We start from the raw sequence: 24226 nt of genomic DNA on the forward strand, positions 1-24226 counted from the left end.
GAGTATTTCGACTCCTAAATCTTCTTCAGCTCGGCGACCAACTTGGCACCTGGTAGCACTGTTGGGTGCACTCCGGCCTTGGCCATCATCTTTTTGGTATCGGCTTGCTGGTCTGCATAGGAAAGTGTTACCACTGTACCGCTGGCTCCGGCGCGAGCAGTGCGCCCCGCCCGGTGGACATACGCCTTGTGCTCGGCAGGCGGGTCGATGTGCACGACCAGCTCGACGTCCTTCACGTCGATCCCGCGGGCGGCAATGTCGGTGGCCACCAACACGGTGTTCTTGCCTTGGGTAAAGCCCTCCAACGCCGCTTGGCGGGTGTTCTGCCCCTTGTTTCCGTGGATCCCCACGGCGGGCACTCCCGCGCGCACCAGCTTCTTGACCTGCCGGTCCACAGCGTATTTGGTGCGCATGAACATGACAGTGCGCTTCCGCAGCTTTCCAATCGCCACGACCAGTTCGTTGCGCTCTTCGTGGCTTTCCACCACGCCCAGCAGGTGGCGCATCGTGTCCACACTGGCGGTGGCCTCGCCCGTAGAGTGAGTCACTGGGTCCCGCATGTACTTATCCACCAACACCTGAACGTCGCCGTCCAGCGTGGCGGAAAACAGTAGGTGTTGTGCCTGTTTGGGCATGCGATCTAGGAGCTTGGTCACCTGCGGCAAAAAGCCCATGTCGGCCATCTGGTCGGCCTCATCGATGGCCACGGTCTTCACTTCGGAAAAGTCGAGCATGCCTTGCCCCAGCAGATCCAGGGCGCGCCCCGGAGTGGCCACCAAAATGTCCACGGGCCTGGCCAGCGCCGTGATATTCCGCTGAATCTTCACCCCGCCGACGACCTCAAGCAGCCGCTGACCGGCCGCGTTTGCAATCGGGTCCAGCCGCGAGCGCACCTGTGTCGCCAGCTCTCTGGTCGGCACTAGCACCACACCACGCGGTTTTTTAGGTTTGGACGCCCCCCGCCTCAGCCGCTGAATCATCGGCAGCCCGAATGTGAATGTCTTGCCGGAACCTGTTGGCCCGCGGCCGAGAACATCTCGTCCCTCGACGGCCGCGGGGATGGCGGCCGCTTGAATCGGGAAGGGCTTGGTTATTCCCTCGGCGGAAAGCTCTTTGGTGATGCAATCATCCAGCCCGAGCTTTCCGAACTCTGATCGGGACAATTACGCTTCAACCTCGCTACGGTCCCCAGACCAGAGGGTGTGGAAAGAGCCCTCGCGGTCGGTACGTCGGTAGGTGTGGGCGCCGAAGTAATCACGCTGGCCCTGAATCAGAGCCGCCGACAGGCGCTCTGCACGCAGAGAGTCGTAGTAGGACAGGGAAGACGCAAACACCGGCACCGGCTGTCCCAGCTGGGTGGCCAGGATGACCACACGGCGCCAGGAGTCGATCAGGCCACCCAGCTCACCCTTGAAGTACGGATCCAGCAGCAGGGACGGCAGCTCTGCGTTCGCATCGTAGGCCTCGCGGATGCGGTTCAGGAACTTCGCGCGGATGATGCAGCCGCCGCGCCAGATGGTGGCCAGGTCGCGGGGGTCCACACCCCACTTGTGCTCGTCGGAGCCGGCCTTGATCTCGTCAAAGCCCTGCGCGTATGCCACCAGCTTGGAGGCGTACAGTGCGCGGCGGACGTCCTCGATGAACTCTTCCTTCGGCACGTCCAGGGTGGATAGCTCGCCGCTAGGCAGGTTGCCGATGGTGGCGTCGCGCTGCTCGCGGGCGCCGGACAGCGCGCGGGCGAACACGGCCTCACCGATGCCGGTGGTCGGAATGCCCAGGTCCAGAGCTGCCTTCACGGTCCAGCGCCCGGTGCCCTTCTGGCCGGCGGAGTCGACAATGACGTCGATCAGCGGCTTGCCGGTCTTCTCATCGGTCTGGGAGAGAACCTCCGCGGTGATTTCGATCAGGTAGGAATCGAGGTCGCCCTCGTTCCAGGTCTTGAATACCTCTGCGATCTCCGCCGGCTCCATCCCCGCGCCGTAGCGCAGCAGCTGGTAGGCCTCGCCGATTACCTGCATGTCAGCGTACTCGATGCCGTTGTGCACCATCTTCACGAAGTGGCCCGCGCCATCGGGGCCGATGTGCGTCACACACGGGGTGCCGTCAACTTTCGCGGCCACGGACTCCAGCAGCGGCCCCAGGGCCTCCCAGGATTCCGCCGGGCCACCGGGCATGATAGCCGGTCCGTTCAGCGCGCCTTCTTCACCACCGGAAATGCCGGCGCCGACAAAGTTCAGGCCACGCTCGGACATTTCAGCCTCGCGGCGGATCGTGTCGGTGTACAGAGCATTACCACCATCAATGATGATGTCGCCTTCGTCCATTTCCTCGGCGAGCTGGGAAATGACGGCGTCAGTACCAGCACCTGCCTGCACCATGATCAGGGCGCGACGGGGCCGCTCCAGCGACTTAACGAAATCGGCGATCGTCTCCGCGGGAACGAAGTTGCCGGTCTCGCCGAAGTCCTCCATGAACTTGTCGGTCTTCGCAGTGGTGCGGTTGTAGACGGCCACGGTGTGGCCATTGTTGGCAAAGTTCCGGGCGATGTTGGAGCCCATAACGGCCAGTCCAACAACACCAATTTGGGCGGTTCCTTCAGCAGTAGTCATGGTTTTACATCTTACAGGGCGATGTGTTGGTTAGTCTTAGGCACATGTCCAATATTTTCATTGAACTAAGTCGCGTTGCCACTGAGCGCGATCTCACCGCGCAGGAGATTGCCACCCTCAACGAACTGCTGGCCAAACACCCCACCCTCGACCGGACCCTCGGCGTGCAGTACCGTGCCATCGGTCCGGACAAGTTGCAACTGGCTCTCGAGGTCACCGAGGATCACCTGCAGCCCTGGGGTGTGACCAACGGCGGCGTGTATGCCAGCCTGGGGGAGACCGCCGGTTCCATGGCCAGCTTCGTCGCCGCAGGTGCTGGCCCGGCTGTAGTGGGTACCTCGAACCAAACGCATTTCCTGCGACCATCCGTCAAGGGCGATGTCATCGTCTCCACAGCCCAGGCGGAGCACATTGGACGCACCACGCACCTGTTCCGCGTGGAGCACAAAAACGAAAAAACCGGCAAAACTTGCGCCTTGACCTTCCTCAAGACGCAGGTAGTGCCGGATATGCCGAAGGGCTAGTCGGATACCGCGCGGGTGTCGCGGCCCTCGCCAAAGCGCAGGTTGTCGCGCACCTCGATGGAGCGGATGCTTTCCTTGTCCTCCAGGTCGCGCAGCTTGCGGATCGCGTTGCGGGCGTGCAGCTGCTGGCGGGTTGCTACGAGCTGCCAGCGGCGACGGGATACGGAGTTCAGGCCCCAGCTGAAGGCTGCAACCGCACGGTTGCGGAAGCCAACCATGTACAGCAGGTGCAGCACCAGCCACATGACCCAGCCGAAGAAACCGGAGACCTCGGCCTTGTTCATCTTCACCACTGCGTTGAAGCGGGAGACGATGGCCATGGAGCCCTTGTCGAAGTAGCTAAACGGAACGCGGCCCTCGGGGGCGGTGCCGTTGTTGACCTCATCCAGGATGGTGTTGGCCGCATACTGGCCACCCTGCATGGCCACCTGGGCCACACCCGGCAGGCGATCCTTGCTCATCATGTCACCGACGATGAAGATATTGCGGTGCTCGCCCAGGGTCAGGTCGTCGTTCACCGGCACGCGACCCGCACGGTCGACCTCGATGCCGGCCTGCTCGGCCACGTGCTTGCCCAGCGGGGAAGCAGCCACGCCAGCGGACCAGATCTTGGCGTAGGAGGGTACGAAGAACTCCTCCTCGGTCTTCATGTCCTTGTATCGCACACCCTCCTTGGACACGTCGGTGACCAGGGAGTTGAGGATGATTTCCACGCCCAAGTCCTCCAGGCGGCGGGCGGCCTTGCGGCCTAGGCGCTTGCCGAAAGGCGCCAGCACCTGCGAGCCACCGTCGATCAGCAGAATGCGGGTGTCCTCCGTGTCGATCTCGCGGAACTCGTCGCGCAGGGTGCGGTGGGACATCTCGGCCAGCTGGCCGGCCAGCTCCACGCCGGTCGGGCCCGCGCCGACGACTACGAAGGTCAGCAGGCGCTTGCGGGCCTCTGGGTCGTTGGTGATCTCGGCGCGCTCGAAGGCGCCGGTCACGCGGGCGCGGATCTCCAGCGCATCATCGACGGACTTCATGCCCGGCGCGAATTCAGCGAACTGCTCGTTGCCAAAGTAGGACTGGCCAGCGCCGGCCGCCAGGATGAGCGAGTCGTACTTCAGTACGGCATCGGTTCCGCCCAGGTCGGCGGTGACGGTCTGCTCGTTGATGTCCACGTTGCGGACTTCGCCCTTGACCACGCGGACGTTGTCCTGGTCCGCCAGGATCTGGCGGATGGACGGGGCGATCTCGCCCTCGGAGAGGATGCCGGTCGCAACTTGGTAAAGCAGCGGCTGGAACAGGTGGTGGTTCGTCCGGTCGACGATCGTGACCTGGACGTTCTCGTTTTTGAACTTCTTAGCCGCAAACAGTCCGCCGAAGCCCGCGCCGATGATTACGACGTGGTGGCGGTTTGATGTGCTGGTCATCTAGTTGCTTCTCCTCATTTATGGTTGTAATCCGGCACCATCTTAATTGGTTAAGGCCTGTCCTTCACACCGAGAGCCCCCGGTTTTCGAGAATTTCGGGCGCTTTCGGTTGCGCCTCGGAAGGCAAAAGTTGTTTTCCTAGTAACTTCGGGGGGAGTTACAGCGCAAAAGGAAGGCAAGATGACGTCTCCGTACATCGACGAGGAACGCTGGCCGCGCCTGGTTGCTGCCCCGCACTCTCGTTTTATGGGTCGCCGGGCCGAGGCCGTCACCGCGCGCATGGAAGCGCTACTTTCTTCTCACGGAATTGCTTTGGACGCCGGCACGGTGCCGCACATGGTCGTTCGGGACGGCCAGGTGATCGATCGGGTGGTCGCCGACGGCTGGTTGGGGCTGGCAGAGGGCTACATGGCCGGGGAGTGGACCGCTGAACCTCTCCCGGAGGTTCTTGGAGCCTTGATGGATCAGCCTTTCGAGGGGAAGTTTGGGGAGTTTTTCGCCCGCAAGGCCCCGAAGCGCCGCGGTCCTGTCCCGGGGGAGCTACCGGAGGCTCTTGTAGAGCTGTACGCCGGCGCCACCCGCGCGACGGGGGCTGCCCAGTTCAGCAGCGCTTCTCGCACCAGTGCTCACGAAAACGGAATCGACTTCACCTGGTTTGGCGAGCCGGATCCTGTGGAGCGCCTAGATCTGGACGACGCTCAGCGCCGCCGCATTATCACCATGCTCGACGAGGCTGAGGTTGGCCCCGGCGACCGCGTGTTGGAGATGCCATCTTCTGGTGGTCAGCTGGCTGCGCAGGCCGCCAAACGTGGCGCCCGCGTGGACGTTCTGACCAGCGACGAGGACCACGCGGACGCCGTGCGCGCCCGAGTCCACACCGCCGGTGTCGGGGGAGCGGTGAACGTGGAGGTCATCGCCGGGCCGGTGCCCTCCCCGCGCCAGTGGTCCGGTCGCTACGAGGCAATCTTTTCCGTCGAGCGGATGGAAACCCTGGGGCTCGGGGGTTTGAGCCACTACCTCAAGGCCGTCGACCGCATGCTCTCCGACGACGGGCTGGCCGTGATCCAGTCGATCATCGCCACCGACGAGATGCGTGAGACCGCCCGCGAATCCCTGGACGTCATGCGCGCCTATGTCTGGCCCGCCCTGGAGTACCCCACCGTCCAGCAGGTCCGCGAGGTCGCGGCCGAGCACACCCAACTCACCGTCGTCGCGGAGAACAACCTCAGCGCCCACCTGCGCGCGACGTTGCCACTGTGGCGTGCGAACTTCCTCTCCCGCGAGCGCCAGGCCGCGGCCGCCGGTTTCGACCCGGTGTTCCGCCACCTCTGGGACTACCAGCTGGCTCTCCACGAGGCACTGGCCACCGCCGAGGACATCGGGTGCGTCCAATTCGTCCTCGCCCCGAAGTAGTTTTGCGATTTCCCCGCGGGGTTCGCCGGATAGTTTTAGCGTAATAATAACTATTCGCGCATAACCCCCGAGAGGAACTCTTTCCGTGACTACTCCCACGAATCCCGATGTCATCATCGTCGGCGCCGGCCTGGCCGGCCTCGTCGCCGCCTACGAGGCGCAGAAGTCGGGTCTGAAGGTCCTGATCCTGGACCAGGAAAACCGTAACAACCTGGGCGGACAGGCATTCTGGTCGCTCGGTGGCCTGTTCTACGTGGGCAGCCCCGAGCAGAAGCTGATGGGAGTCAAGGATTCCGAGGAGCTCGCCTGGCGCGACTGGGAGAACTCCGCGCAGTTTGATGATTCCCAAAACGACTACTGGCCCCGCCGCTGGGGCCGCGAGTACGTCCGATTCGCCGCCACGGAGAAGCGCGACTACCTCAAGGCCCTCGGCCTCAACGTGTTGCCCACCGTCGGCTGGGCCGAGCGCGGTTCCGGAGACGCCAGTGGCCACGGCAACTCCGTGCCCCGCTTCCACCTGACTTGGGGCACTGGGCCGGAGGTCGTGCGCGTCTTCCGCGAGCCCATCGAGGCCGCGGAGGCGGAAGGCAAGGTCGAGTTCCGCTTCCGCCACCAGGTCGACGAGCTGATCGTAGAAAATGACGCCGTCGTCGGCGTACGCGGCAGCGTGCTGGAACCGAGCGATCTGGACCGCGGCGTGGCGTCATCTAGAAAGACCGTAGGGGAGTTCGAGCTGCGCGCACGTGCCGTTGTCGTAACCTCCGGCGGCATCGGCGGCAACCTCGACCTGGTGCGTCGCGCGTGGCCGACCGACCAGTGGGGGCCGGTGCCGAACGACATGGTCACCGGCGTGCCCGCGCACGTCGACGGCCGCATGATTCAGATCTCCGAAAGCGCTGGCGCAAACCTTGTGAACACCGACCGCATGTGGGCCTACACGGAAGGTATGAAGAACTGGAACTCCATCTGGCCCGGCCACGGCATCCGCATCATCCCTGGACCTTCTTCCCTGTGGATTGACGCGACCGGCAAGCGCTTCCCAAGCAACATCATTCCGGGCGGCGACACGATCGCCACCATGAAGCACCTCGGTACCACGGGCCACAGTTACTCCTGGTTCATCCTGAACAAGACTATCGCCGACAAGGAGTTCATCTTCTCCGGCTCCGAGCAGAACCCGGATCTCACGATCAAGAAGGTCAAGAACTTGCTCTCCAAGGTCGGCCCCGGCACTCACCCCGCAGTGAAGGCCTTCATGGATCACGGCGAGGACTGGGTGGTCGCCGACGACCTGGGATCCCTGGTCGAGGGCATGAACGCCATCGCAGACGACGACGCTCCCGCCCTCGACGTCCACGACCTGCGTCGCATCATCGAGGACCGCGACTCGCAGGTGGACAACAACTTCAGCAAGGATGCGCAGATCAATTACATCCGCACTGCCCGCGGTTACTTGGGCGACAAGATCGTCCGCTGTGCCGCCCCGCACCGCCTGCTCGACGAGTCCAAGGGACCGCTGATCGCCGTCAAGCTGCACGTGCTGACCCGTAAGACGCTCGGCGGCATCGAGACCGACCTTTCCGGTCGTTGCCTGCGCACCGATGGCTCGGTTCTGCCTGGCCTGTACGCAGCCGGCGAAGTTGCTGGCTTCGGCGGTGGCGGCATGCACGGAAAGAACGCCCTCGAAGGCACCTTCCTGGGTGGCTGCATCCACTCCGGCAAGCGCGTCGGCGAAAACCTGAAGGCGACCATTGCTCAGCTCTAACGAATGGCGCGCCGAGGCGCTGGAAAACGGCGCTGTACCGCTCATTGAGAAGACCCTTCGCCGCATCCGCGCCCAGGACCGGCACTTCAATGCCATCTCGGTACTCCTGGACGATGAAGCGCTGGCAGCCGCCGCCGACCTAGATTCCAGCACCAACCCCGGCCCGCTGCACGGGGTGCCGGTGCTCATCAAGGAAGAAGTCGACGTCCGCGGAGTGCCCACCACCTACGGCACTAACGCAAACCCCACGCCCGTTGACGCCGACGACGAGATTGTTCGCCGCTTGCGTAACGCGGGCGCGATCATTCTTGGAAAAACCACCATGCCCGCCTTTGGCGCGTTCCCCTTCACCGAGTCCGAGGCTCGCGGAATCACCCGTAACCCGCACGATACGCGCTACACTCCGGGTGGCTCCTCTGGTGGCTCCGCAGCAGCAGTTGCCGCTGGTTGGGTGCCTTTCGCCGTCGGCGGCGATGGTGGCGGTTCCATCCGCATTCCCTCCGCGCATTGCGGCCTGTACGGCCTCAAGCCCGCCCGGGGCACATTGCCGGGGGAGGATTTGTGGTGCCGCCTTGGCACCGCCGGCCCCATCGCCCGCACTGCGCAAGATTGTGCCCTTCTTTTTGACGCCCTATCTGACTCCGTCGCTACCGAAACCGAGGGGGCGTCATTAAGAATCGGCGTGAGCCTGCAACCCTCAACGCCGCTAACCCCACCGCATCGTGACCACGTCCGTGCTGTGCACGCGATGGCTGAGCGGCTGCGTGGAATGGGCCACGAGGTGCGCGATTACAGGCTGCGGCATAAGGATCCGACGGCTGCGTTTGTTACTCAGTTCTTCGCTGGAATCCGCAAGGAAATTGCCGAGCTGGAGTACCCCGAGCGCATCGAAAGGCGCCACAAGGTCACCCGTGCGGCGGGTGTATGGGCGCAAGGTCCAGTGCTGCGCTGGGCCGAAGGCTTTTCCGACCGTTTGGGCGAGCAGCTGGATCGGGTGTTCGACGACATTGACGTGCTACTGACCCCGACTGTTGCTTCCCGCCCGGCGCGCGCTGGTGTGCTGACTGGTAAGGGAATGCTGGCGGCGCAGATCGCGAGTTTGCCATCGGTGGCTTACACCGCCCTGTGGAATGTTTCCGGGCACCCTGCGATGAATATTCCCGTCGGTAAGGGACATGATGGGCTGCCCGTTGGTGTGCAACTGGTGGCTCGCGACGAGCGCCTTCTGCTGGACTTGGCTAGCGCTTCATCAACCGCGCCATAATCTCCGTCATGGCGCGACGTGGCATGCGCTGCGACACGCTCATCAGCACCTTGTTGAACGTGCCTGCGACCACGGACGGCGGCGGCGACTTGCGTAGCAGAGCTTCTATACCGGCGGCCACAACGTCGTGGCTGCTCATTCGCTTCAGCCCGCCGTCGGCGCGGTCGCTGCCAGCCACGCGGAAGAACTCGGTCTCCGTCGGCCCGGGGCAGAGCGCCATAATCCGCACGCCGGAGCCCTTCCGCTCGGCGTACAGACCTTCCGTGAACGACAGCACAAACGATTTCGTTGCACCATAAACGACCATGCCGGGGGAGGGCTGGAACCCTGCGATAGATGCCACATTCAAAATGAACCCATTCCCGCGCTCCTCGAACCGCGGCAGGAACATGTGCGTCAGCTCCACCAGCGCGTGAACGTTGACCGCGATCTCCGCGCGGAGGCGGTCGGTTGGGACGTCGCTGAATGACTCGTAGTTGGCGAAGCCCGCGTTATTGATCAGCGAGGTCACCGTTATCCCGCGCGTCGAAAGCTCCCACGAGATCTCGCCGGCCACGCCGTGCTCGGATAGGTCTTTGGCTATTACCTCGACCTTTACTTTATGACGCCTCTTAATCTCCGCCGCAATCTTGTTCAGCCGATCCTGGCGGCGCGCGACCAGTACGAGGTTTGCGCCCTTGGCTGCCAGCTGGTTGGCGAATTCCTTGCCGAGACCCGAGCTGGCGCCCGTGATGAGGACGGTTTCCTGGGAGAGGTCCAAAGTGCTCATAGTGTCATTTTTACACGAAATTTGGGGGTTAGGGGACGAAAGAAGATTCGTTCAAACGTTCTAGTTTAGGTTGAAGCAATAACATTTAATTGTCTAAAATACTTGACCGGTTCGATTGCGTGTTCTAAAATTGTGTTAGTTCACGAAGGGGATCGTATGAACACCACAACACTCACCGCTAACACCACCGAACCGCCGCCGGATATCGCTGAGCCCTATTACCGGCTCGCGCGCTCCGATGACCCGCTGACGGCGACGTCCCGCGCCCTTAATCTGACCCATCTAGCGATGGTCGAGCAGTCTACTCCGGCGCCGGACGACCTCGTTCCCGATCATGTTTCCAAGCTCGCGGTGCGCTTCGGTATCAGCAAGGTAGTGGCGGCCAACTATGCCGACGCTGGGCTGATGCTCCAAGCCTTCCCACAACTCCACCAGCTGTTCCGCAGCGGCGCTTTCACTATTCGTCATATCCAGCAGGTCACCGAGGCCGTCGAGGCCGTGGCTCCGGACAAGCGCGCCGAGGTGGAGCAGGAGATCCTGAAGGCCCTGAAGCCAACTGTGCCAAACCAGCAGGTTCCCACGCCGCGGGCGGCCTACAACAAGGTCAAGGCGATTGTGGGGGATTGGGACAAGCTAGCGGTTCCGCTGGATGAAACTCCGCCCATGGATACGAATTCGCCCGAACTGGTGATCGACCGCAGCCAGTACGAGACCACTGCGTTCACCCTCACAGTTCCGCGCCTGCGCGGGGTGGAGCTGCACAAGGCTGTGAAGGCGGCCTCCCTGAAGCGCGGATGCTCCATGGGGGAGGCCTTCCTGGCGATGCTCGAGCAGAACATCACCACCGAGGTCACTTTGAACCTGTACAAGGCCGTCGGCCCGCAGCCCCGCGGAGTCTTCGCCGAGGATCACTGGCTGTCCGAGGCTGCTAGCTGCGAGTGGCTCGCGAAAGTAACCCACCTGGCGGCACCCGGGTACACCGCGACGGAGGGATATCAGCCGACGGAGCTGCTGCGGGCGTCAGTAATAGGGCGCGATGGGCACTGCCGTTTTCCGGGCTGCGATGCGCCGGGGTACACATGCGACATCGACCATGTGCACCGCCATGCTGACGGCGGTCCGACGTCGACGGCGAACATGCATCTCCTTTGTCGTATGCATCACCGCCTAAAAACGGCTGGTACCTGGGATGTTGCACTTCACGCCGATGGTACCGAAGTGTGGACCTCCCACGGCGACGGCCACGAGGTTGTGACCGTTCCCGATGGGCCGCTGGCACGTGAGAACTTCGCCGAGCGCGGGGTGCGCAAAGCGCGTGTTGTGCGGCAACTCAATGAGGAGAAACTCAATGCCGATCCAATGATGCCACGCGGGCTGTCCATTACCCGCGAGCAGCTGCAGCAGATGCTGAACTGCGCCTCCGTTGAGGAAATCAAGGAGGAATTAGAGCGACGGATCAACAGTGAGATCACTATCGCCAACGCCATCGCCGAGATGGCGCGAGAGGAGTTGAGTCGTCAGATCGAGCAGCTCGAACAGTTACAAAAGAACGAAGAGGAACCGCCGTTCTAACCACTACTTTGAGGATGTGACGGGCAGTACCAGCAGCGCGCCGAACACGCAGATGATGCTGCACATCAGGAACATGCCGGGGTAATCGAAATGCCTCAACGCGAGGGCCGCGAGGCCGCCGCAGAACATGTTGCTGACCCCCTGGGTGAGCGACATTAGTGACACGTCGCGCGCACGGTTCTTCTTGCTGGGCAGTGACTCATTAACCATGGCCTGATCCACGCTGCTGAACACGCCCCAACTCAACCCCAACAGCATCGCCGCGGCATAAACCAAACCCATGCTGGTGGCGATAGTCATCATGCCCGTAGCGCCCGCGACACCAAGCGCCGAGACGACCACCAGGATCTTCCTCCGCCCCAGCCGGTCCGACACGCCACCACTGATAAACGCAGTGATGATGGTGAACACCGCATAAAGCAGGGTGAGCTCCAACACGCCGGCATCCGGATCCGGTATGCCGATATGGTCCCGGAGGTAATACAGCAGGTAGAACAAGCTGGTGTAGTTTGCCAAGTGGATCACGAAACGGCTGCAGAAGACTAGCCAATAATTGCGGTATGAACCCTCGTCGCCAACTGTTGCAGAAAGCGAGTTGTGCGGGCGCACGTGCACATCCACGCGGCCCCGTCCGAACGCGAATTGAAAGACAAAAAGAAGGGAAATGACGCCCACAACCCAATACGCCTGCTGGATCGGCAAAGCAGCGGCAACGGCAGTCCCGCCGACGATTCCGAAGGTGTAGGTCGCGCCGACGATTCCGGAAACTAACCCGAACTTTTCTTGGGGGACAACATCAGCCGTGACCGTCATGAGGTTATTCGTTACAAAGGCAACGAACACCTGCACCAGGCACCACAGTCCGGTGAGCACCCAGAACCCAGGAGTGAAAGACATTAGCAGCAACCCCAGTGTGACCAGAGGCGCAGCTAGGAGTACCCATGGCAGACGCTTGCCCCAGCGCCCCACCCAAAACCAGCTGCGGTCGGCGATGTAGCCGGTCAGTACGCTCGTAACTACGGCCGTCGCGCCGCCGAGCATCATCATGAGGGCGAGGGAATCCTCCTTGTTATCGGGCCGCAGCTCGATCATCTGCAAACCCAACAGCAGCTGAGTGGGGCCTGCCCAGGCGAAGACGGACCCGAAGAAGGCCACGCCGAACTTCCAATAGAACAGCTTCGGCTCGCGCTCGGCGGCGGTAAGCGTCTGTAACATCAGTGCCCCTTCTCTCTGAACTCAGCATCTATTTCCGGGGTGATTGCGCCCTCGCGGATGAGTGCCTGCAGTAGCCGTCCAGCGGGCTTAACCTGCCGATTCACGTCCACCACTCCGAACTTCTGTGCCATCCCCTCGGACCACTCCCAGTTGTCCACGAAGCACCAGTGGTAGTAGCGCTTCACCTCTGGCAGACGGGAAAGCTCCGCCAAATGGTCAAGGATGAACGCACAGCGGAAGCGTTCGTCGGCATCGGCGGTTCCGTTCTCCGTGATCCACACTGGCAGCTGGTAGCGCTTCGCAAGATCGGCGGAGACCTCTGCAATCCCCGGCGGGTAGATTTCCCAGCCGAGGTCATTGGTTGGTGTGCCGGGGAAGGTGGCGTCAGAAAAACCGCGCACCGCCGTGCGCGAGTAGTAGTTAATGGCGACAGCATCGGCGAAGACCCCGCCGCTGGGCAGGTCGAGGCTGGGGCGACCGAGTACGGGGTGGAAGCGCCCCTCGAAGAAGGCAGGCTCGATTGCCCCCTGGAAAAGCCACTCGACCAGGGGAGTAAGTAGCCGATGGACGGGGTTGCGCGGGTTCATGGGGGCGAAAACTCGCCGGTGGTGGGCGAAGGTGACGCGCGGACTCTCCTGGCGGTCGTGGATGCGTCGGTAGGCCAGCAGATGTGCTGCCGCCATGTTCCGCAGGCAAGGGCGCACCTTGGGCAGGCCGCCGCGGCCGGGCGGGGTAGAGCCGAAAAGATAAGCCTCGGTAGCGAACACGTTAGGCTCGTTGATGGTGATCCAGTCGCGAACCACGTCACCCAGGTGGTCGAGCACGACGTCGACGTAGCGCAGGAAGATCTCCACGTTCGTCTCGCGAGTGAACGCGCCGTTGGCTTCAAACCAGGCGGGATGACCGAAATGGTGCAGCGTAACGAGCGGCTCGATGCCGCGTTCGCGCAGATCGAGGAACTCTTCCCTGTAGCGTTGGAGTGCGTCGTGATCGTAGCGGCCGGGCTCGGGCTCCACGCGAGACCACTCCACGCCGACGCGCGCGATCTGCAGCCCGAGGTCGCTCATGAGCTGGTTGTCTTCCTGCCAGCGGTGCCAGTGGTCGGTAGTGGGGTGCGGGGTAGTGCCATCTTTGGCGACCCAGTCGCTCCAGTTGTTGGGGCGCGGCGATCCTTCGATCTGCAGCCCCGCCGATGCGGTCCCGATGCGGATGTTGCTGAGGTCCATGCACTTAACTTATTGACGCCCTTAGTTTTCGTTGGCAAAGTTTTCGGTTTTTACCCCATCGGGGGTAATTGGTTTGCTACAACAAAATAATGCTTAGGAAAACAGCAGCGCTCGCATGCGCAACAGTCATTGCATTTGCCGGATTCGCGTCGCCCGCCGAGGCTGCGCAGATAACAAAGAGGGAGAAGGTCGCGTACTCCAATGTGTTCGGCGATCTGCATATGAGAATGCCGAAGACGGTGGATCGGATCGAGTACACGACGACCACCTCAGAGGGGAAGAAAGCGCAGGTCAGTGGATATATTGTGGAGCCGGTGGTGGAGTGGAAAGGCAAGGGGCCACGCCCAACGGTCGTTATTGGCCGCGGAACGGTTGGGCAAGGTGACCAATGTGCACCGAGCAAGAACTGGCCTCTGGATGGGCAGCCGGATCCGATCAAGTCGAAGCGTTTGGTGAACCTAGAGGGAATCTACGACTGGGTATTTGCCTCTAAGGGTGTGCGTGTGGTGGTGACCGACTATATCGGCATGGGCACCCCGGGTGTGCACACATATATGAACCGGGATGACCAGGCGCACGCGATGTTGGATGCAGCGCGGGCAGCAGGTGTGGGGGACGGGCCGGTGGCGTTTTACGGGCATTCGCAGGGCGGCGGTGCGTCGGCTGCGGCGGTCGAGGCGGCGGGTGAGTACGCTCCGGAGCTGAATGTGGTGGGCGCTTACGCATCTGCGCCGCCGGCGGATCTGGAGGCGGTGCAGCGAAACATTGACGGTTCGGATCTTATGGGGGCGATCGGCTTTACGATTAACGGCTTGTTGGAACGCTATCCGCATCTGCAGCCGCTGCTGGATAAGCACCTCAACGAAGAGGGCAAGCAGGCGCTGAAGGATCTATCCACGATGTGCACTGGGGAGATTACGGACAAATACGGGCACAAGAAGACTAGCGAGTGGACTAAGTCGGGCAAGACGCTCGATGAGCTACTGAAGGAGATGCCCGAGGCGCGGGAAGCTATGGAGGATCAGCGCATTGGGCTTAAGCGTCCGGTGGCGCCGGTGATGGTGATTTCTGGGCGTCACGACAAAAACGTCGAGTACAACCAGGCGAAGGAATTGGCGCGTACGTGGTGCGAGAAGGGCGCGCAGGTCGAGTACCGCGACGACATCATGCCGCCGGTGGGTGAATACAATCACTTTATTCAGGCGGTGACGGGCGGCGCGTTCGGCATCGACTTCATCTTGAAGCGTTTCCGTGGCGAGCCGCTGGGGCGCACCTGCGAGGCTCCGGTGGGGCAGCTGCAGGGATCTGTGGAAGGCAGTGCAGCGATGCCCAACGTGGTAGGAAGCTAAAGTGTCATAATGTATATTATCGGCTAATCCCTGGACTGCCACAGCTGATAGCAGGTGGCGGCCAGGAACAGCGCGCAGACCGCGGCGAAGAAATACGTCAGGCCCGTGCCCTGCCACAGCAGGTAGCCGATAAAGAACAACAGCACCACGATGCGCATGATGCGCGAGTACTTGAGCATCTCCGGAGACATGTGACCGCCGCCTACTTATCCTGCTCGAGAACCAGCAGCAGATCGATGGTGCCTTCGTCGGCGATCGTCGCGGCGACGAACTGCGGAGTCTGGATGTCGAAGTCGCTGCGCTTGAACGGGATGTTGCCCTGCAGGATCACGTGCTCGCCGGTGCGCAGAACCTTCAGCTCGGCGGTCACCGGATTCTTCTTGCCGCGCAGCTCGAGGTCGCCGGTGACCTTTACCTTCTCGGTCGTGCCGTCGTCCGGCAGATTGGAGACGTCGGCGGGCTCCGTCAGCGTAAACGTGGCCTTCGGGAACTTATCGGTGTGCAGGATGCTCTTGCGCACGTTGATGTCGCGCTTTTCCACATCGCTGCTGATGCTGGCTACGTCGACCGTGATCTTGCCCTCGGTGAGCTTCTTATCCTCAACCTTTACGTCGCCCTCGACGTCCTCGGTGCGGCCCGAGGTGGTCTTGGAGCCCGCGGGCAGCTTCTCATCAAAAGTGTAACCAGCCTGTGAGACGTTATCGCCGGCTCCCCTTACTACCTGCCAGGAGCCGTCCATGCCCACGCTAGCAGGCTCGCCACCTGCGGTTATGTCTGCGGTTCGCAGTCCTCGGTCGCTAAAGTAGTTCGCCACGAGCGGCCCGAAAGCCATCAGCACACCGACAATCATGCCAATTACGGCGAGAGTGATGATTCCCTTACGCATGCCCTATAGCATAGCCCTTCCTACCTGCGTCCCCGAAGTTGCTCGATGCGGCGGGCCAGGCCCTCTAGTTCTGACGCCAACTCCTCCACCACCTCGGCGGACTCCCCTTCCTTTACCGCCGTGCACAGGTCCTCGGCAGCGCAGCGTAGCTCGAAAAGGTCATCGTGGAACTTCTCGGCCGCGCTGGCAGACATGATTACGGAGTCCGCCGGGATTGAGGTGCCAGCCAATTGGGTGCGTTGCTCGTAGGCGCGCTGACGGCACGACTGGTTGCAGAACTTGCGGGGCCGGTTCGTCGGGCCGGGTTCAACTACCCTGCCGCACCAGGCACAGTGCTTTGGACGAGGCATGGAACAATTCTTCTTAGGGGTTCGTTGTTATGATGGATTAGTTCGAACTGATTGAGGAGTGATGCAAGATGGCCGATCGCGTACTGCGCGGAAGTCGCATGGGTGCCGTTTCTTATGAGACGGACCGCGACCACGACCTAGCTCCCCGCCGCATGGTGAAGTACCGCACCGAGGCTGGGGAAATCTACGAGGTTCCCTTCGCCGACGATGCGGAGGTTCCACAGGAGTGGATGTGCAAGAACGGCCAGATGGGCACGCTGGTCGAGGGCGAAGGCCAGGAATCTAAGCCGGTAAAGCCCCCGCGCACGCACTGGGATATGCTGCGCGAACGCCGCAGCCTCGAGGAGCTCGACGAGCTGCTCGACGAGCGCATTGAGCTGCTCCGCAAGCGCCGCCGCACGGCGGTGAAGCTCATGAAGGAGCAGCAGGAAGCGAATCAGAAGTAGCTGCGCACGGTGCCCGCGCCGATGCGCCAAGACTCCTGAGCCAGGTTCTTCACCTGGTTAAAGCGGTGCGCGGCACCCCACTTCGTCACCTGTAGCAGAGCCTCGGAGACGATGTTGCCGCTCATCTTGGAATCACCGATCTCTCGCTCGGTGAAGGTGATCGGAACCTCGCGTACGTCGAAGCCAGCCTCGACGGCGCGCCAAGCCAGGTCTACCTGGAAGACATAGCCGGCGGAATCCACGGCATCCAGGTCGATGCCCTCTAGTACCTCACGGCGGTAAGCACGGTAGCCGCCTGTGATGTCGGACAGTCCAGCCCCCAGCGCCACAGAGGCGTAAACGTTGCCACCGCGGGACAGAACCTCGCGGCTGACCGGCCAGTTAACGGTCTTACCACCCTTGACGTAACGGGAACCCAGGACCATCTCCGCGCCCGCGTCGATACGATCCAGCAGCAGGTAGAGCTGCTCGGGCGCGTGGGAGCCGTCTGCATCCATCTCGCACAGGATCTCGTAGTCCCGCTCCAGGCCCCAGTGGAAGCCAGCGATGTAAGCGCCGCCCAGGCCGCCCTTGCCGCCACGGTGCATCACGTGAATCTTCGGGTTCTCAGCCGCCATCTCGTCGGCCAGCTCACCGGTGCCGTCCGGGCTGGAATCATCGACAACAAGGACGTCCACGCGCTCGGGCTCGGCCTTCAGTAGTCGACCGATGATCAGAGGAAGGTTTTCCCTCTCGTTGTAGGTCGGGATGATGACCAGTGTTTTATCGCTGAGCTTATTCATGAAAAGCTTTCTTACCTCTCCTATAAGTAAATGCCACGGACAGCAGACCCAGAATAGCCAGAATCCATTCCACCCATGGGCCGACGCGGGCTGACAGTGTCATTGTATCGCTTAAGGGCAACTCGGCCTCGAGGGCGTTAGAAGTAAAAATGGCGGTACGCTGCTCCACCGAACCATCGGGGTTGACGATCGCCGAAACTCCCGAGGTCGCGGCCACCACCACCGCGCGATCATACTCCTTGGCGCGCATCCGAGACATGGCGAGTTGCTGGTAGGTCATATCCGTAAACCCAAACGTCGCGTTGTTCGTCGGACTTGTGAGAATCTGCGCTCCGCCCTGCACTGCCATACGGAACGCCCCGTCGAAGCTGACCTCGTAGCAAGTGGCCACACCAACCGGAATACCGTTCATATGAACCACGCCATTGTCATCACCGGGCTGGAAGTCACCGGCGCGGTCGACGTATTCACTGAAGTTGCGCAAGAAATCGCGGAAGGGCATGTATTCGCCGAAGGGCTGTAGGAAGCGCTTAACGTGCCTCTCCCCTGGGCCGTCGCTATCCCACGCCACCATCGTGTTGTGCTGCGGGCTTACGGTACCGACGAGGATCGGTGCATCCACGGAACGCTGGGCGCGCTCGACTTGCTGGCGGGCGGCGGGATTGGTGAAGGGATTGACGTCAGCGGAGTTCTCCGGCCAGATGACGATATCTGGGTGTGACTCCAGCTTCTCTGTGCGACGCACGTGGTTATCCAGCACGGCACGGCGCTGGGCATTGAAGTCCAATCCCAGACGCGGCACGTTGCCTTGGACGGCGACGACATCCACTGTGCGGTCAGTGGGTGTGGCGGGGATCAGCAGTGCGTAGGCGGCGATCAGGGCCACCACGCCAGCCAACGAATATGCGGGTGCACGGTGCTTGCGGATGCTCAGTGCCAGGAGCAAGCCGATCAGCACCACGGCGAAAGTGACCAACGCAGGCCCGCCGAGGCGGATCAGCCAGCTAATGGGACCACTGGCCTGGCCCCACGCGATGCGGCCCCACGGGAAGCCACCGAAGGGAAAGGAAGAGCGCAGCCACTCAGTAGCGACGAACCAGGTGGGAATGCCAAGTACTTGGGCGGTGAGGGGGCGTCGGACCAAAAGCTTGAGCCCCACACCGAACAACAGGCTGTACAGGGACTGAACCAGCGCCAATGCGATCCAGGCGGCCGGGCCAACGAACTCCCCCACCCACGGCAGCAACAAGCCATAGATGGTGAGGCCCTGCACCCAGGCCATCAGCATGGCGTGGCGGTGATCGGCGAAGTAGAACAGCAGCGCAAACCCGAGTGGCGCCGCCCACCACAGGCCGGTCGGCTCGAAGGCAGCAAAGACCATCACGCCGCTAAAGACAGCGGCGAGGAGCCTTAAAATCATCCGTTCTCGCCCGCGCGGTGGTCGATGACATCTCCCCAACCACCCGAGTTCTGGATGTGGCTAACGCGCGAGTACGTGGTCACGCCGAAACGCTCCAGGGAACGGCGCGCCGCCTGCCCCAGCATCTTGCGGATCAGGGAACGGGTCGGCGGAATCAGGAAGAAGATGCCAAAGAAGCTCGAGACGATGCCGGGAACGGCTACGCCCACTGCACCCACCATGGACAGCGCCATGTCGGCCGTGAGCTCGCCGGGATGATCCTTCTGCTGCAGTGCGCGGACGGTGAGCTCGCGCATCTGCCAAAAGGCCAGGGCGATACCCAGCACAAACAGGCCCAACAGGATCAGCAGCGCCCAGCCCCAGCCGACCGACACGCCTAAGAGAATGAAGGCGATGATTTCTACGACGAGATACACGGCGGGTAAGAATTGCATGGCTGTAAGGAAACTCCTAAAGTATCCGTCTGAAAAATTGTTATGAAAACGCGATCTTTGTAACGAAAGCGTGCTTACATAACGATAACGAAGGTGTAGGAAAAATAGTTCCTACACGCGATAGCTTAACTACGTTTTAGGGAGTACTTTGATGCGTCTACGCCGCTCTATCCTCGCTGCAGTTCTGGCACCCACGGTTGCCCTGGCATCCGTCACCCCGGCAGTGGCAGAAACCGGAACCCAGAGCTCCGGTACTAGCTCCAGTTCGAAGGCGGAGGGCTCCAGCTCGAAGGACTCTGACGAGTGGTGGGAGAATCTCAACCCGTTTGCGAAGGTAGCAATCGGCATCGCTGCAGCTACCGGTATTTCAGTGCTCTTCGGCGTGCTGCGGACGATCTTCTACAACATCTTCCACGTTTAGCACACGTCTAGCGCGGTGCACGCCGCCACAGCCAACGCGGAACTACCTGCATGGCGGCGGCTAGCAGTTTGAGGGAGTGCGGGATCCATACGGATTCCGCGCTTTCGTCGTTGATAGCTCGAACTGTAGCCTCGGCGACCACATCCGGAGTGGTGGACAGAGGCGCCGGATCCATGCCGCGGGTCATCCGGCCGATCACGAAGCCCGGGCGCACGATCACCAGGCGAACGCCGGTACCCTGCAGCGCATCCTGCATGCCCTGGCAGAATCCATCCAGACCAGCTTTCGCCGAGCCGTAGACATAGTTCGGACGGCGCACGCGAGCCCCGGCGATGGACGAGTAGGCCACGAGGACTCCCCTGCCGCGGGACTTCATCACCTGGGAAAGCTCCGTCAGTAGCACCGCCTGGGCGGTGAAGTCCGTGTGCAACACCCGGTAGACCTCGGAGGAGTCGCGTTCCGCGAGCTCCTGGTCTCCCAGCACGCCGAACATCGCCAGCGCCACGTCTAGCGGCCCGGTGGCCTCGATCTCCGCGATGAGGTCGGCGTGGGAATCCACGTCGGTGGCGTCAAAAAAGAAGGAATCGACCTTTGTTGCGCCGAGGCGATACAGCTCATCGGCAAGGTCCGTAGTACGGCGGCCGGCAAGCACCAGGTGGCTACCAGGAGCGAGCAGACGGGCGATCTCGCCGCCGATCTCGCTGGTCGCGCCGAAGATTGCAATTTTCTTAGCCATCGAGGGCCACAACTCCTCGTCTCATTGCGGCGACCGCCTTGCGGGAGGCCGCCTTTACTTCATTGGAATAGCCAGTCAACTTGATCTGATCCAGTAGGTCGATCACGCGACGGCACCAGCGCACGAAATCGCCGGGGGTCAGGGTGGCGCCGCTGGCCTCGGCCGCGCGCAGGCAGTACTCCAGCGGAGCGCCGGCGGTCCACTGGTGAACCGCGGTGGCAAAGCCCAGCTCCGGCTCGCGCGTCACAGTCAGGCGGTGGCGCTGCTCGTCGGTGGAAAGCTCCTGGTAGATGCGCCACGTCTGGCTGATCGCCTCGGCCAGCGGTTCGGTGGGCACGCCGTCGTCCTTCGCCCCGGAATCGCGACGGTTCTCAAACACGCAAGTGCTGGCCACTGCTGCCAACTCCGCCGGGTCCAGCTCGTCCCAAATCCCGCGGCGCAGGCACTGGGCGACCAGAAGGTCGGACTCGTGGTGAATCTTGGACAGGCGTTCGCCTTCCATTGTGATGCGGGCGCTGTTGCCCACGAGCTCCACGTAATCCAGCTCCGCCAGCAGCGCAAGGATGCGGTTGAATTGGGCGGACAGCGAATCGGATTCCTGCGGCTGCTCCTTCTGCTCGAACTCCAGGCGGCGGGCGGCCTTCAGATACTGCTCGGCGGCGCGGCAGAGCTCCTCGCGGCCCTCCCAGGCGTGCACCGGGTGGGCGTGTACCTGCTCGCGCAGCTCGACCGCCCGCAGGGAGCGGCGGCGAGCCCGTGGCTTCAGTTTCTTTGGTTTGTCCAGCTGCAGGCGCCGTAGGTTGGCGGCCACTCCCCTGGCTTGACGCTTCGGGTTGCGCGCTACGCCCTTGTGCAGGCGCATGTGACCGATGTGCACCGGGGTGTTGCCGAACATGTCGGGGTTGATGCGCTCTACCCAGCCGTCGTCGGTGATGATCGTCGGTCGGCCGCGGTGGTCGGAACGAACGATCACCGCGGTGGTGGGGTTCTTGCCGGTGGGCAGCGCGATCACGTCGCCAGGCTGCAGAGATTGCAGCAGAGCCGTGGTCTCCGTCGATGCCTCGTCGATGACCATGCGCTTGGCGCGGCGCTCCTCCTGCGAGAGCTCGCGGCGCAGCTGGCCGTACTCGGTGACCAGCTGGAAGTCCTCGTTGAGGCTGTTCGACGGGCGGCGGACTTCGCGGATCGTGGCCTTCAGCTGCTTTTCCTGTTGGGCTAGCTCGCGGCGTCGCTTCTCTATCTGCTCGGCGCTTTCCACAACCGCGCCATTCGTCTGGTACTGCGCAAAGGAACGCAGTAGCAGCCGGTGGGCTTCGTCTAGCCCCATCGTGCCAATGAGGTTCACGGCCATGTTGTAGCCCGGACGGAAGGTGGAATCCAGCGGATAGGTTCTTGTCGACGCCAAGTCTGCAACCCCATAAGGGTCCATCCCCTGGCTCCACAGGACCACCGCATTACCCTTCGTATCGATGCCGCGCCGGCCGGCTCGACCGGTGAGCTGCGTGTATTGGCCGGGGGTGAGGTCGGCGTGCGTCTCGCCGTTGAACTTCACCAGCTTCTCCAGCACCACCGAGCGGGCGGGCATGTTGATGCCCAGAGCCAGGGTCTCCGTGGCAAAGCAGACCTTCAGCAGGCCACGGGCGAACAGATCCTCCACGATGTGGCGGAAGGCCGGCAGCATGCCGGCGTGGTGGGCGGCGAAACCGCGCGACAGGGCGCGGCGCCACTGGCGGAAGCCCAGGACGTTCAGGTCCTCCTCCGTCAGGTCCGCCACGCCCGCGTCGATGGTGCGCAGGATCTCCTCCCTTTCCGACGGAGACGAGTAGTCCACGCGATCGATCAGCAAGGCGCGGACGGCGGCGTCACAACCAACCCGCGAGAAGATGAAGTAAATCGCAGGCAACATGCCCGCGGTGGCCATGTGCTGTACTACGTCGCCGCGCTTCGGCCCGCGGCGCTTGCCGGTTTCCTCGGCCTTCGCGGCAGCGGCGACGACCTTGCGGTTGATGGCGCCGAGGTGCTGCTCCGAGCCCTCGAAGAGGGGCAGGATCTGGCGGCCGACCATCATGAACTGGGTCAGCGGCACCGGTCGCTTCTCAGTGACGATGATCTCGGTATCGCCGCGGACGGCGGACAGCCAGCCGCCGAACTCTTCGACGTTGGAGACGGTAGCCGACAGGGAAACAAGGATTACGCGGGGATCCAGGTTGAGGATCGCCTCCTCCCAGACCGGGCCGCGGGAACGGTCGGCCAGGAAGTGCACCTCGTCCATGACGACGTGCGTGAGGGTTTCCAGCCGCTCGGAGTCGGCGTAGATCATGTTGCGCAAGACCTCGGTGGTCATCACAACGATGGGCGCGTCGCCATTGATGGTGACGTCGCCAGTGAGCAGGCCCACGTTGGCCTCGCCATAGCGCTCCACCAGGTCGTGGAACTTCTGGTTGCTCAAGGCCTTGATAGGCGTGGTGTAAAAGCAGGTGCCGTCGCCGTGGAAGGCGGCGAACACGGCAAACTCGCCGACGATAGTCTTGCCCGCGCCTGTCGGGGCGGCGACGAGCACCCCCTTGCCCCGGTCGATGGCTTCAGCCGCTTGGATCTGGAAGTCGTCCAGTGGGAAGTCGTATTGGGCGCAGAAGCGCTCTACCTGGGGGCTAGAGAATGTCATCGAAATCGCTGCGGGTGAAGTCTTGAGCCTTTGGGTCCTGGCGCTTCGGCGAGTCGATCGGGCGGGCCGCGCTAGTGGACTGCGGGGCTGGAGTTGCAGTTACCGGGCTAATGGGTTCCGGTGCGGCGATGTCGGTGGTCTCGTCGTCATCCACCTCGAGCCAGTCCGCCTGATTCTTCTGGCGGCGCTTGTCGTTCAGGCGGGCGATCTGCGTGGCAATCTCCATCATCGCGCAGAGCGAGATCGCTAGGATCACCATCGAAATCGGGTCCTGACCCGGGGTGACGAACGCGGCAAAAAGGAACAAGAAAGCCCAGATGAAGCGGCGCTTCTCCTTCAACTGCTGATATGTGACCACGTGCGCCAAGTTCAGCAGCACCGTGATGAGTGGCACCTCGAAACTCACGCCGAAAATCAACAGCAGCGCCATGGCGAAGCTGAAGTACTTCTCGCCGTTCAGGGCAGCGATCTGCGCCTCGTCGCCGATGGTCAGCAGGAACTCCAGACCAAAGGCGAGTACGAAGTAGGCCAGCACCGCGCCGACGGTAAACAGCAGGCCGGCGGAAATACCCACGCCCAGTGTCCAGCGCTTTTCGTTCTTATGCAGGCCCGGGGTGATATACGCCCAGATCTGGCCCAACCAAATTGGCGAGGAAAAGACCATGCCTGCCAACGCGCCAACCTTCAGGCGCAGCATAAACATCTCAAAAGGACTAGTAGCCAGCAGACGGCACTCCCCCGCCTCGGAGCCAAAGCGAGCTTCCGGCGGCAGGTTACAGTATGGCCCGCGCAGTACCTCACCTAGCGAAGGGATCGGCCCGACCTCGACGTTGTACCAGATGTAGCCGATGATGGTGCCGATGAAGATGGCAACCAGGGAGATGAATACGCGCTTGCGCAGTTCATTGATGTGCTCGACGATGGTCATCGAACCATCGGCGGGCTTCTTTAGCTTCTTAGCCACTTAA

23 protein-coding genes are annotated in these 24226 nt (G+C 62.3%); 8 read left to right on the forward strand and 15 right to left on the reverse strand.

What is annotated here, in order from left to right:
* Window positions 1–14: 14 nt before the first annotated feature.
* Complete coding sequence (locus CJEIK_RS04780; RefSeq protein ID WP_005294612.1) at window positions 15–1163, reverse strand: DEAD/DEAH box helicase; 1149 nt, start codon at window positions 1161–1163, stop codon at window positions 15–17.
* Window positions 1164–2609, reverse strand: coding sequence for an NADP-dependent phosphogluconate dehydrogenase (gene gndA / locus CJEIK_RS04785; protein ID WP_005294616.1), 1446 nt, complete (start codon window positions 2607–2609; stop codon window positions 1164–1166). It abuts the gene before it with no gap.
* A gap of 44 nt (window positions 2610–2653) precedes the next feature.
* Between gndA and CJEIK_RS04790 the strand changes: the two genes are divergently transcribed.
* Window positions 2654–3133, forward strand: coding sequence for a PaaI family thioesterase (locus CJEIK_RS04790; protein ID WP_005294618.1), 480 nt, complete (start codon window positions 2654–2656; stop codon window positions 3131–3133).
* Here CJEIK_RS04790 and CJEIK_RS04795 read toward each other — a convergent pair.
* On the reverse strand, window positions 3130–4545 hold the full coding sequence (locus tag CJEIK_RS04795; RefSeq protein WP_005294620.1) for an NAD(P)/FAD-dependent oxidoreductase: 1416 nt from the start codon (window positions 4543–4545) through the stop codon (window positions 3130–3132). The two genes, CJEIK_RS04790 and CJEIK_RS04795, sit on opposite strands and share 4 nt — an antisense overlap.
* Window positions 4546–4725: 180 nt before the next feature.
* Between CJEIK_RS04795 and CJEIK_RS04800 the strand changes: the two genes are divergently transcribed.
* The 3 genes from CJEIK_RS04800 to CJEIK_RS04810 all read left to right on the forward strand — a co-directional run bounded on the left by CJEIK_RS04800 (window position 4726) and on the right by CJEIK_RS04810 (window position 8987).
* A complete protein-coding gene (locus CJEIK_RS04800; RefSeq protein WP_005294622.1) occupies window positions 4726–5958 on the forward strand; it encodes a class I SAM-dependent methyltransferase in 1233 nt (410 codons plus the stop codon).
* Window positions 5959–6043: 85 nt separating this feature from the next.
* The gene (locus CJEIK_RS04805; protein ID WP_005294624.1) at window positions 6044–7723 is read left to right on the forward strand and encodes an FAD-binding dehydrogenase; all 1680 of its coding nucleotides are present in this window, start codon (window positions 6044–6046) and stop codon (window positions 7721–7723) included.
* Window positions 7710–8987, forward strand: coding sequence for an amidase family protein (locus tag CJEIK_RS04810; RefSeq protein WP_005294626.1), 1278 nt, complete (start codon window positions 7710–7712; stop codon window positions 8985–8987). Before CJEIK_RS04805 ends, CJEIK_RS04810 begins: the two co-directional genes overlap by 14 nt.
* Here the strand turns inward: CJEIK_RS04810 and CJEIK_RS04815 are convergent.
* A complete protein-coding gene (locus tag CJEIK_RS04815) occupies window positions 8962–9756 on the reverse strand; it encodes an SDR family NAD(P)-dependent oxidoreductase (RefSeq protein ID WP_005294628.1) in 795 nt (264 codons plus the stop codon). The genes CJEIK_RS04810 and CJEIK_RS04815 overlap by 26 nt on opposite strands.
* A gap of 156 nt (window positions 9757–9912) precedes the next feature.
* On the opposite strand from CJEIK_RS04815, the gene CJEIK_RS04820 reads away from it, so the two are divergent.
* On the forward strand, window positions 9913–11328 hold the full coding sequence (locus CJEIK_RS04820) for an HNH endonuclease (RefSeq protein ID WP_005294631.1): 1416 nt from the start codon (window positions 9913–9915) through the stop codon (window positions 11326–11328).
* Window positions 11329–11331: 3 nt separating this feature from the next.
* Here CJEIK_RS04820 and CJEIK_RS04825 read toward each other — a convergent pair whose 3' ends face one another.
* Window positions 11332–12543 (reverse strand): MFS transporter, encoded by a 1212-nt coding sequence (locus tag CJEIK_RS04825; protein ID WP_005294633.1) that lies wholly within the window; start codon window positions 12541–12543, stop codon window positions 11332–11334.
* Window positions 12543–13769 (reverse strand): glycoside hydrolase family 1 protein, encoded by a 1227-nt coding sequence (locus CJEIK_RS04830; RefSeq protein ID WP_005294636.1) that lies wholly within the window; start codon window positions 13767–13769, stop codon window positions 12543–12545. Before CJEIK_RS04830 ends, CJEIK_RS04825 begins: the two co-directional genes overlap by 1 nt.
* 89 nt (window positions 13770–13858) lie before the next feature.
* Between CJEIK_RS04830 and CJEIK_RS04835 the strand changes: the two genes are divergently transcribed.
* Window positions 13859–15118: an alpha/beta fold hydrolase gene (locus CJEIK_RS04835; protein ID WP_005294639.1), complete on the forward strand. Its 1260-nt coding sequence runs from the start codon at window positions 13859–13861 to the stop codon at window positions 15116–15118.
* A 23-nt stretch (window positions 15119–15141) separates the two neighbouring features.
* Here the strand turns inward: CJEIK_RS04835 and CJEIK_RS04840 are convergent, their stop codons facing one another.
* The 3 genes from CJEIK_RS04840 to CJEIK_RS04850 are packed head-to-tail and all read right to left on the reverse strand — an operon-like array spanning window position 15142 to window position 16354.
* A complete protein-coding gene (locus CJEIK_RS04840) occupies window positions 15142–15309 on the reverse strand; it encodes a hypothetical protein (protein WP_005294641.1) in 168 nt (55 codons plus the stop codon).
* Window positions 15310–15320: 11 nt separating this feature from the next.
* Entirely contained in the window at window positions 15321–16004 is a 684-nt protein-coding gene (locus CJEIK_RS04845) for a YceI family protein (RefSeq protein WP_005294644.1), read from the reverse strand.
* Between the two features lie 20 nt (window positions 16005–16024).
* On the reverse strand, window positions 16025–16354 hold the full coding sequence (locus CJEIK_RS04850) for a hypothetical protein (protein ID WP_011273521.1): 330 nt from the start codon (window positions 16352–16354) through the stop codon (window positions 16025–16027).
* Window positions 16355–16422: 68 nt separating this feature from the next.
* Between CJEIK_RS04850 and CJEIK_RS04855 the strand changes: the two genes are divergently transcribed.
* On the forward strand, window positions 16423–16800 hold the full coding sequence (locus CJEIK_RS04855; protein ID WP_011273522.1) for an RNA polymerase-binding protein RbpA: 378 nt from the start codon (window positions 16423–16425) through the stop codon (window positions 16798–16800).
* On the opposite strand, the gene CJEIK_RS04860 is transcribed toward CJEIK_RS04855, so the two are convergent.
* From CJEIK_RS04860 to CJEIK_RS04870, 3 genes are read right to left on the reverse strand one after another with little or no spacing between them, the layout of a single operon-like run.
* Window positions 16791–17582, reverse strand: coding sequence for a polyprenol monophosphomannose synthase (locus tag CJEIK_RS04860; protein WP_005294653.1), 792 nt, complete (start codon window positions 17580–17582; stop codon window positions 16791–16793). The genes CJEIK_RS04855 and CJEIK_RS04860 overlap by 10 nt on opposite strands.
* Window positions 17575–19002: an apolipoprotein N-acyltransferase gene (gene lnt, locus CJEIK_RS04865; protein ID WP_005294655.1), complete on the reverse strand. Its 1428-nt coding sequence runs from the start codon at window positions 19000–19002 to the stop codon at window positions 17575–17577. Before lnt ends, CJEIK_RS04860 begins: the two co-directional genes overlap by 8 nt.
* Window positions 18999–19436 (reverse strand): FxsA family protein, encoded by a 438-nt coding sequence (locus tag CJEIK_RS04870; RefSeq protein ID WP_005294658.1) that lies wholly within the window; start codon window positions 19434–19436, stop codon window positions 18999–19001. The genes lnt and CJEIK_RS04870 overlap by 4 nt, the downstream gene beginning before the upstream one ends.
* 151 nt (window positions 19437–19587) lie before the next feature.
* Here CJEIK_RS04870 and CJEIK_RS04875 point away from each other — a divergent pair, with 151 nt between their 5' ends.
* On the forward strand, window positions 19588–19857 hold the full coding sequence (locus CJEIK_RS04875) for a hypothetical protein (protein ID WP_005294662.1): 270 nt from the start codon (window positions 19588–19590) through the stop codon (window positions 19855–19857).
* 7 nt (window positions 19858–19864) lie between these two features.
* Here the strand turns inward: CJEIK_RS04875 and CJEIK_RS04880 are convergent, their stop codons facing one another.
* Genes CJEIK_RS04880 through tatC form a run of 3 tightly spaced genes read right to left on the reverse strand, consistent with a single transcriptional unit; the run spans window position 19865 to window position 24222 of the window.
* Complete coding sequence (locus tag CJEIK_RS04880) at window positions 19865–20593, reverse strand: SDR family NAD(P)-dependent oxidoreductase (RefSeq protein WP_005294664.1); 729 nt, start codon at window positions 20591–20593, stop codon at window positions 19865–19867.
* On the reverse strand, window positions 20586–23258 hold the full coding sequence (locus CJEIK_RS04885; RefSeq protein WP_005294666.1) for a DEAD/DEAH box helicase: 2673 nt from the start codon (window positions 23256–23258) through the stop codon (window positions 20586–20588). Before CJEIK_RS04885 ends, CJEIK_RS04880 begins: the two co-directional genes overlap by 8 nt.
* Window positions 23245–24222, reverse strand: a complete 978-nt coding sequence (gene tatC / locus CJEIK_RS04890; protein WP_005294668.1) for a twin-arginine translocase subunit TatC — start codon at window positions 24220–24222, stop codon at window positions 23245–23247. Before tatC ends, CJEIK_RS04885 begins: the two co-directional genes overlap by 14 nt.
* Window positions 24223–24226: the final 4 nt, after the last annotated feature.

It is taken from the genome of Corynebacterium jeikeium, from assembly GCF_028609885.1.
Classification (GTDB): Bacteria; Actinomycetota; Actinomycetes; order Mycobacteriales; family Mycobacteriaceae; genus Corynebacterium; species Corynebacterium jeikeium.

What these genes read in the sequence shown, in the direction of transcription:
- CJEIK_RS04800 (WP_005294622.1), top strand. Translation starts at nt 4,726, where the DNA reads ATGACGTCTCCGTACATCGACGAGGAACGCTGGCCGCGCCTGGTTGCT.
- CJEIK_RS04830 (WP_005294636.1), bottom strand. Translation starts at nt 13,769, where the DNA reads ATGGACCTCAGCAACATCCGCATCGGGACCGCATCGGCGGGGCTGCAG.
- CJEIK_RS04820 (WP_005294631.1), top strand. Translation starts at nt 9,913, where the DNA reads ATGAACACCACAACACTCACCGCTAACACCACCGAACCGCCGCCGGAT.
- CJEIK_RS04860 (WP_005294653.1), bottom strand. Translation starts at nt 17,582, where the DNA reads ATGAATAAGCTCAGCGATAAAACACTGGTCATCATCCCGACCTACAAC.
- CJEIK_RS04850 (WP_011273521.1), bottom strand. Translation starts at nt 16,354, where the DNA reads ATGCCTCGTCCAAAGCACTGTGCCTGGTGCGGCAGGGTAGTTGAACCC.
- lnt (WP_005294655.1), bottom strand. Translation starts at nt 19,002, where the DNA reads ATGATTTTAAGGCTCCTCGCCGCTGTCTTTAGCGGCGTGATGGTCTTT.
- CJEIK_RS04825 (WP_005294633.1), bottom strand. Translation starts at nt 12,543, where the DNA reads ATGTTACAGACGCTTACCGCCGCCGAGCGCGAGCCGAAGCTGTTCTAT.
- CJEIK_RS04885 (WP_005294666.1), bottom strand. Translation starts at nt 23,258, where the DNA reads ATGACATTCTCTAGCCCCCAGGTAGAGCGCTTCTGCGCCCAATACGAC.
- CJEIK_RS04870 (WP_005294658.1), bottom strand. Translation starts at nt 19,436, where the DNA reads ATGCAATTCTTACCCGCCGTGTATCTCGTCGTAGAAATCATCGCCTTC.
- CJEIK_RS04835 (WP_005294639.1), top strand. Translation starts at nt 13,859, where the DNA reads ATGCTTAGGAAAACAGCAGCGCTCGCATGCGCAACAGTCATTGCATTT.
- CJEIK_RS04880 (WP_005294664.1), bottom strand. Translation starts at nt 20,593, where the DNA reads ATGGCTAAGAAAATTGCAATCTTCGGCGCGACCAGCGAGATCGGCGGC.
- gndA (WP_005294616.1), bottom strand. Translation starts at nt 2,609, where the DNA reads ATGACTACTGCTGAAGGAACCGCCCAAATTGGTGTTGTTGGACTGGCC.
- CJEIK_RS04815 (WP_005294628.1), bottom strand. Translation starts at nt 9,756, where the DNA reads ATGAGCACTTTGGACCTCTCCCAGGAAACCGTCCTCATCACGGGCGCC.
- CJEIK_RS04855 (WP_011273522.1), top strand. Translation starts at nt 16,423, where the DNA reads ATGGCCGATCGCGTACTGCGCGGAAGTCGCATGGGTGCCGTTTCTTAT.
- CJEIK_RS04790 (WP_005294618.1), top strand. Translation starts at nt 2,654, where the DNA reads ATGTCCAATATTTTCATTGAACTAAGTCGCGTTGCCACTGAGCGCGAT.
- CJEIK_RS04875 (WP_005294662.1), top strand. Translation starts at nt 19,588, where the DNA reads ATGCGTCTACGCCGCTCTATCCTCGCTGCAGTTCTGGCACCCACGGTT.
- CJEIK_RS04845 (WP_005294644.1), bottom strand. Translation starts at nt 16,004, where the DNA reads ATGCGTAAGGGAATCATCACTCTCGCCGTAATTGGCATGATTGTCGGT.
- CJEIK_RS04840 (WP_005294641.1), bottom strand. Translation starts at nt 15,309, where the DNA reads ATGTCTCCGGAGATGCTCAAGTACTCGCGCATCATGCGCATCGTGGTG.
- CJEIK_RS04795 (WP_005294620.1), bottom strand. Translation starts at nt 4,545, where the DNA reads ATGACCAGCACATCAAACCGCCACCACGTCGTAATCATCGGCGCGGGC.